Annotated in this window: 4 protein-coding genes and 1 pseudogene; 4 read left to right on the top strand and 1 reads right to left on the bottom strand. The window is 65.7% G+C overall.

The window, feature by feature from the left end; genetic code table 11:
• Nucleotides 1-75 precede the first annotated feature (75 nt).
• Nucleotides 76-948: a tyrosine-type recombinase/integrase gene (locus FGL98_RS24340; protein WP_146321380.1), complete on the bottom strand. Its 873-nt coding sequence runs from the start codon at nt 946-948 to the stop codon at nt 76-78.
• A gap of 160 nt (nt 949-1,108) precedes the next feature.
• On the opposite strand from FGL98_RS24340, the gene FGL98_RS24335 reads away from it, so the two are divergent.
• The 4 genes and pseudogenes from FGL98_RS24335 to FGL98_RS24320 all read left to right on the top strand — a co-directional run.
• Complete coding sequence (locus FGL98_RS24335; RefSeq protein WP_146321379.1) at nt 1,109-1,414, top strand: hypothetical protein; 306 nt, start codon at nt 1,109-1,111, stop codon at nt 1,412-1,414.
• A gap of 134 nt (nt 1,415-1,548) precedes the next feature.
• Nucleotides 1,549-2,745 (top strand): annotated as a pseudogene (locus FGL98_RS24330) (IS256 family transposase); the annotation flags it as partial.
• A gap of 121 nt (nt 2,746-2,866) precedes the next feature.
• Entirely contained in the window at nt 2,867-3,964 is a 1,098-nt protein-coding gene (locus FGL98_RS24325) for a site-specific integrase (protein WP_146321377.1), read from the top strand.
• Nucleotides 3,961-6,122: tyrosine-type recombinase/integrase (locus FGL98_RS24320; protein WP_146321375.1), on the top strand; the 2,162-nt coding region annotated here is incomplete at its 3' end. The genes FGL98_RS24325 and FGL98_RS24320, both read left to right, overlap by 4 nt.

The raw sequence follows: 6,122 nt of genomic DNA, 5'->3' as shown, positions 1-6,122 counted from the left end.
CCGACATCGGACTGCTGATCGACACGGTCCAATTCACCCGAAGCGCCCTCACCCACGCAACCGACGAAATCGAAATCAACTAAATCCGAACGCACTACTTACACAAAAGACTTGACAGGCTCGGACCTCCCCCTGGCGCCAGTCGAAGTCCTCGAGGCGCAATGCTGTGACTTCCGCGACCCGCAGCCCCATTCGCAGCATCAGTGTCAGCATCGCGAAGTCCCGCCGTCCTGACGCGGTCCTGCGATCACAACGGCCCAGCAGCGCCGCTGCCTGGCCAGGACTCACCGGTCGGGGCGATCCCGATAGCGGATGCGTCGCGGTGGGCACGACCCCGGCCAGGGCTGTCTGGGTGACCCCGGCCAGGTGTAGATACCGCAGGAACGAACGCATCCCGACGACGAGATCCCCAAGTGCCCCGCCACTTCGGCACAGCCGACACCGCGCGAGCACGAACTCGCTGACCTGTCCCGCACCCACATCTCCCAGCGTCACTCCCTCGGATGCGCACGCCGCAACGAACAGCCGTGCCACACTGAGGTAGTTGGCGATGGTGCTGGTAGCCAGCCCGCGTTCTTGGATCAAGTAGGCACCGTACGCACCGAGGACCGCAGGCTCCGGCCTGGCGGGTGTCGCCAGTGCGGCCGGCGCTACCGCGCCAACCTGACGCAGGTGATCCAGAATCGGGGCCATACCAGGTCTGACCGATACGAACTCCCGGTAGCCAGCGGCGCGTCGTGCCTCGACGAAGCGCTGCGCCACCTCCAACGTCACGTCCCCGACGTCCAAGCCCCGAACATGCATCCAACTACTCAAGTAGCCCAGCAGCCGCAGCTGGCCCTCGATCGACCTCGGGCGGTAGCCACGTCCAGCCAGCATCCGAGCGAATCCATCCGCATAGATACCCAGTGGGCCGTCTACCGACACCGTGATTGTCCCAAACCGCATGATCGACTCCTTCTCTCGCGATATCTCACAAGAGACCAGTCAACCCCCGGATTATGCCGAGTTATCCAACCCAACCCACCACGCACGACGGGCATCTGGCCATGCGCTCGGCATAATCCGCTCCTCGGCATTGTGGTCGATCGAAGTCTGCTTCAGGGACGTGAAACAGGACCTGGGTGGCGGCCAGCCTCAGTCCTGGAAACGCAGCGGCCCCGAACGAGCCGCCACACTGGCGCTGTGGCTGCACGCCACGACCTGGTGCTGGTACCTGACCAGCCACCCCGACGGGCGAACCTGGACACCACGACCCTGGTACCCGCACAAGAAGACGCCCAGCTTCCTGGACGCCCTCGCCGCACTCCGCAGAACCCTCTGGGCACAACGAATTACACACATGTCATCCCCAACGGGCGAAGACCAACAAATAACCTCAGTCATCCTCGACACGCTCGCCTACGCGGCATAGCAACAGTCAAGAGTGCGAAACTCCACTGACCAGTTCGCGGTTTTAGGGTCTGTCGCAAAGTTGGTGTTTTTGTACTCCACGACACGCCATGGATGTGGCGGGATTTGGAGTGATGAGGCATGACGATGCCGAGCATGGATGCAGCAACGACGGACTCGACCACGCGCTCGTCGAGCAAGCCTGGGCGCGCGCCGCAGGACCACCGCAAGCCACAGCGTGAGCGGCGGCTGGATGAGGCGGCCACGATCGCGGATCTGGTCCGGCAGGCGCGCGAGGACGGGGATGAGCTGACCGGCCCGGGCGGGCTGCTGAAGCGGGTGACGAAGATGGTGCTGGAGACCGCGCTGGAAGAGGAGATGACCGAGCACCTCGGTCGCGTCAAGCATCAACGGCCCGAGGGCCCTGAGGACGGGGCTGATGGCGCTGAGCGGGTCGTAGACGGCGCTGACGACGAGCTGGCCGGGTCGAGCGGGCCGCACAATGTGCGTAACGGGACACGGACCAAGACGGTGCTGACCGACAATGTCGGCAAGGTCGAGGTGAAGGTCCCGCGGGATCGGGCGGGTACGTTCGAGCCGGTCATCCTCCCGAAACATCGCCGCAAGCTGGGCAGTGTCGAGGAGATCGTGCTGTCGCTGACGGCCAAGGGGCTGACCAGTGGGGAGATCTCCGCGCACCTGGAGGAGATCTACGGTGCGAGCGTGTCCAAGGACACGATCTGCCGGATCACCGACCAGGTCGTCGAGGAGATGAACACCTGGCTCGAGCGGCCCCTGGACCCGGTGTACGCGGCGATCTTTATCGACGCGATCATGGTCAAGGTCCGCGATGGACAGGTCGCCAACCGGCCGTTCTACGCGGCGATCGGTGTCACGGTCGAGGGTCACAAGGAGATCCTCGGGCTCTGGCCGGGCACACCGGGTGAGGGTGAGGGCGCGAAGTACTGGATGTCGGTGCTGACCAAGATCCGTAACCGCGGGGTAGTCGACACGATGTTCGTGGTGTGCGACGGGCTGAAGGGCCTGCCCGACAGCGTGAACGCGGTATGGCCCGACGCGATCGTGCAAACGTGCGTTATTCATTTGCTGCGCAACACGTTTCGGTACGCATCGAAGAAGTACTGGGACAAGATCGCCAAGGATCTCAAGCTCGTCTACACGGCCTCGTCACCCGAGGCCGCGCGGGCCCAGTTCGACGAGCACTTCGTGCCCGAGTGGGGCAGCAAGTACCCGGCCATCGTCACGTTGTGGAACAACGCGTGGGAGGAGTTCATCCCATTCCTGGACTATCACGAGGAGATACGCCGGGTTCTGTTCTCTACCAACGCGATCGTTATCTCGAGGCTCTTGCGGAGTGTCTTTGACGTCGTCGACGGGCTGGATCGATCCGTGATTGTGCGTGCTGGACGTGCTTATCTACAGCCGTCCAGCAGGCGTGATCTTGGGAGGTTCGGTGTTCGTTACTCGGGTGGTGGTGTCCGGCTCGCGGCGTGAGTCGTGGACGGTGGTCGGTGACGACGCGGTGGTCGTCGCGCCTGTCGAGCGGTTCTTGTCGTTCTTGACGGATGCGGGTCGGTCGCCGAACACGGTCAAGGCGTACGCGCACGATCTACGGGACTGGTTTGAGTACCTCGCCGGTCGCGGGATCGACTGGGCGGCAGTCGATGTCGAGGATGTCGCGGGCTTCGTGAGCTGGCTCCGGCTGCCACCTGAGACTCGTGGCAAGTCCGTTGCTGTACTGCCTGTTGGTGAGTATTGCTCGGCGGCGACGATCAACCGGAAGCTCGCCGCGGTCGGGTCGATGTATCGGCATGCGAGCAGGTGCGGACTGCCGGTGCACGCATCGTTAAGCATGTGGCGCCCGTCGGGCCGTCGCGGTGGCCCGCGCTCGTTCCTGCATCACGTGAGCAAGTCGAAGCCGACCCAGGCCCCAGTGGTGCAGGTGCGAGCGGGTCGGCGCACCCCGCGGACACTGACCGGCGACGAGGTGACCGCGTTACTCGCCGGATGCACGCGGGGCCGGGACCGACTGCTGTTGTCCGTGCTCGCCGACACGGGCATGCGAGTGGGTGAGGCGCTCGGGCTACGGCACGAGGACTGGGACGCTGCCGAGTGTCAGGTACGGGTGGTGCCTCGTGACAACGACAACAAGGCGCGGACGAAGTCACCTGTGCCTCGGACCATTCCGGTGTCTTCGGGGTTGGTTCGGTTGTACGCAGACTACCTGAACAGTGAGTACGGTGACCTGGACAGCGACTACGTGTTCGTCAACCTGTGGGGCGGCCGCATCGGTGCACCCCTGGCCTACCCGGCGGTGTATGACCTGGTTCGCCGATTACGGAAGCGGACCGGGATCGACTTCGACCCGCACTGGCTGCGGCATACCTACGCGACGGGGCTGCTGCGCGCTCAGGTGCCGGTCGAAGTGGTCTCGGTCCTCTTGGGGCACTCGTCGGTGACTACGACCTCGACCACGTACGCGCACCTGACGGTGGCCGACACCCGCGCAGCGCTGGTGCGTGCCGGGCTGCTCGAGCAGGACGCGTCATGACCGGCGCGGCAGGCCTGTCCCTGGTCGCCGGTACCGATGATCAGGCGGCTTGGACGGCCCGGGTCCGGGCGGCGGTGCGGCCCGAGTTCGCCGTCGAACCGCTGATCTTCGCGGCGGATGACCCGGCCGTGTCGGCCGGGTCATGCCGAGTTCCCGGGTGTGGCAGGATCGCTCGTGGTCACGGCATGTGCGCCGGTCACCATCACCGGTGGGCCAAGGCCGACCGACCCGACATCGATGAGTTCGCAGCGACGACCGACCCGGACTGGGCGCGTCGGCGTCCAAACCACAGCTGCCGGATCGACGCATGTGGGTACGGTGTTGCCCGAAGCGGTCTGTGTCAGTTGCATGCGCAACGGTGGGAACGCTCCGGCCGCCCCGACCTGACGGGCTGGCTCGCCTCGGATCAACCACCAGTGAAGGCACCAGTCGCCGACGAGTGCGCGATCCCGGGCTGCCCGCTGTGGCCTCAAGCAGCGGGGCCGTTTTGTCACGCGCATCACAACACGTGGCGCGCCAACGGGCGGCTCGATCCCGTGGTGTTCGCCGAACAGTTCACGGCCAAGCGTGTCCCGGCCGATCAGGTCATCGACCTGTCCGGGCTACCCGAGCCGGTGCGGTGGGAGGTGGCCTACGCGATCCAGTGCCGTCACGACGAGCGGACCAGCCGGACACCGCCGGACGTCGCCAACCGAGTCATCGCCTTCCTGACCCGATCCGACACCACGAGCCTGCTCGACCGCGACGAGCAGGAATGGCGGGAGGCGTTCATCGCCAGTGGCCGCCGCGACAGCAACGGGCGAGGCCTGTTGCTGGACGCCTATCGGCACGTCAGCGACCTGGCCGACGGGGCCGGCTGGGACGCCGAGTACCCGCGCGATACGTGGCGACTACGACGCCTGGGGTACCCGGGCAACCCCACCTTGGATTTCATCACGATCACCCAGCCCTGGCTGCGGGACTTGGCCAAACACTGGACGAGGCAGCGGATGACGACCGGGACCGGGCTGGAGGCGGTACGCCGTGGCCTGGGGGCGCTGATCCGGTTCGCCGGCTACCTGCAGCAGTCCGACATCACCGGGCCGGAGCAGATCACCCGGGCCGTGCTGGAGGCATATCTGGCCGACCTGGCCGTAAGCATCGACAGCGCTCACCGCCGGCAGGTGCACATCGGGCAGCTACGCACCTTCTTACAGGCCGTTCGGCAACGCGGCTGGGCGCCGCTGAACCCGACGGCGGCCTTGTTCAAGGACGACAACCCACCCCGCCCGATCCGGGGCCCACGCGCCGTCGCCGAGCAGGTCATGGCCCAGCTGGAAGCACCTACGGCGATGGCGACCTGGGCCGACCCGGCCAAGGCGCTGATCACCATCATCTTGATCCGCTGCGGGCTGCGCGTCGGCGACGCCACCACGCTGGCCTACGACTGCCTGGTCGTCGACGAGCAGGGCGGCGGTTACCTGCGCTACACCAACCACAAGATGAACAGGGAGGCGCTGGTGCCGATCGACGAGGAGCTCCACCGCCTGATCCTTGACCAGCAGACACGCGTCACCGACGAGTCGATCCGGCCCCCGGTGCTGTTCCCACGCCCGACCAAGAACCCCGACCAGAACATTCCACTGAGCGCCGGGACCTACCGGGCAGCCTTGTACCGATGGCTCGAATCCCTCGACCTACGAGACGAGCACGGCCACCAGGTGCACCTGACCCCGCACCAGTGGCGGCACACCCTGGGTACCCGGTTGATCAACAAGGACGTGCCTCAAGAAGTCGTACGCCGGATCCTGGACCACGACTCGTCACAGATGACCGCCCACTACGCCAGGCTGCACGACGACACCGTCCGGCGGCACTGGGACGCAGCCCGCAAGGTCGACATCACCGGCACCACCATCGCCACCGACACCGCCGGGCCGCTGGCCGACGCCGCATGGGCCGGGCACCGGATCGCCACCGCGACCCAAGCCTTGCCGAATGGGTACTGCGGCCTCCCGATCCAAAAAGCGTGCCCACACGCGAACGCCTGCCTGACTGAGGCGCCCGGCGAGTCTCGGACAGTTGGCCCCAAGGATCTGATTTCTTTGGGGTTGACTGAAAGGGAAGCCTGTTGGGAACTGGTAAGAAGTATTCGCCCGAGTTCAAAGAAGCCTGTGTT

The sequence above is a fragment of the Leekyejoonella antrihumi genome (assembly GCF_007845645.1).
GTDB lineage: Bacteria > Actinomycetota > Actinomycetes > Actinomycetales > Dermatophilaceae > Leekyejoonella > Leekyejoonella antrihumi.
This window is presented reverse-complemented; position numbering and strand designations above follow the sequence as displayed.

Bases quoted from the DNA above. Each gene is read 5' to 3' on its own strand.
- FGL98_RS24340 (WP_146321380.1), bottom strand. From the start codon at position 948: ATGCGGTTTGGGACAATCACGGTGTCGGTAGACGGCCCACTGGGTATC.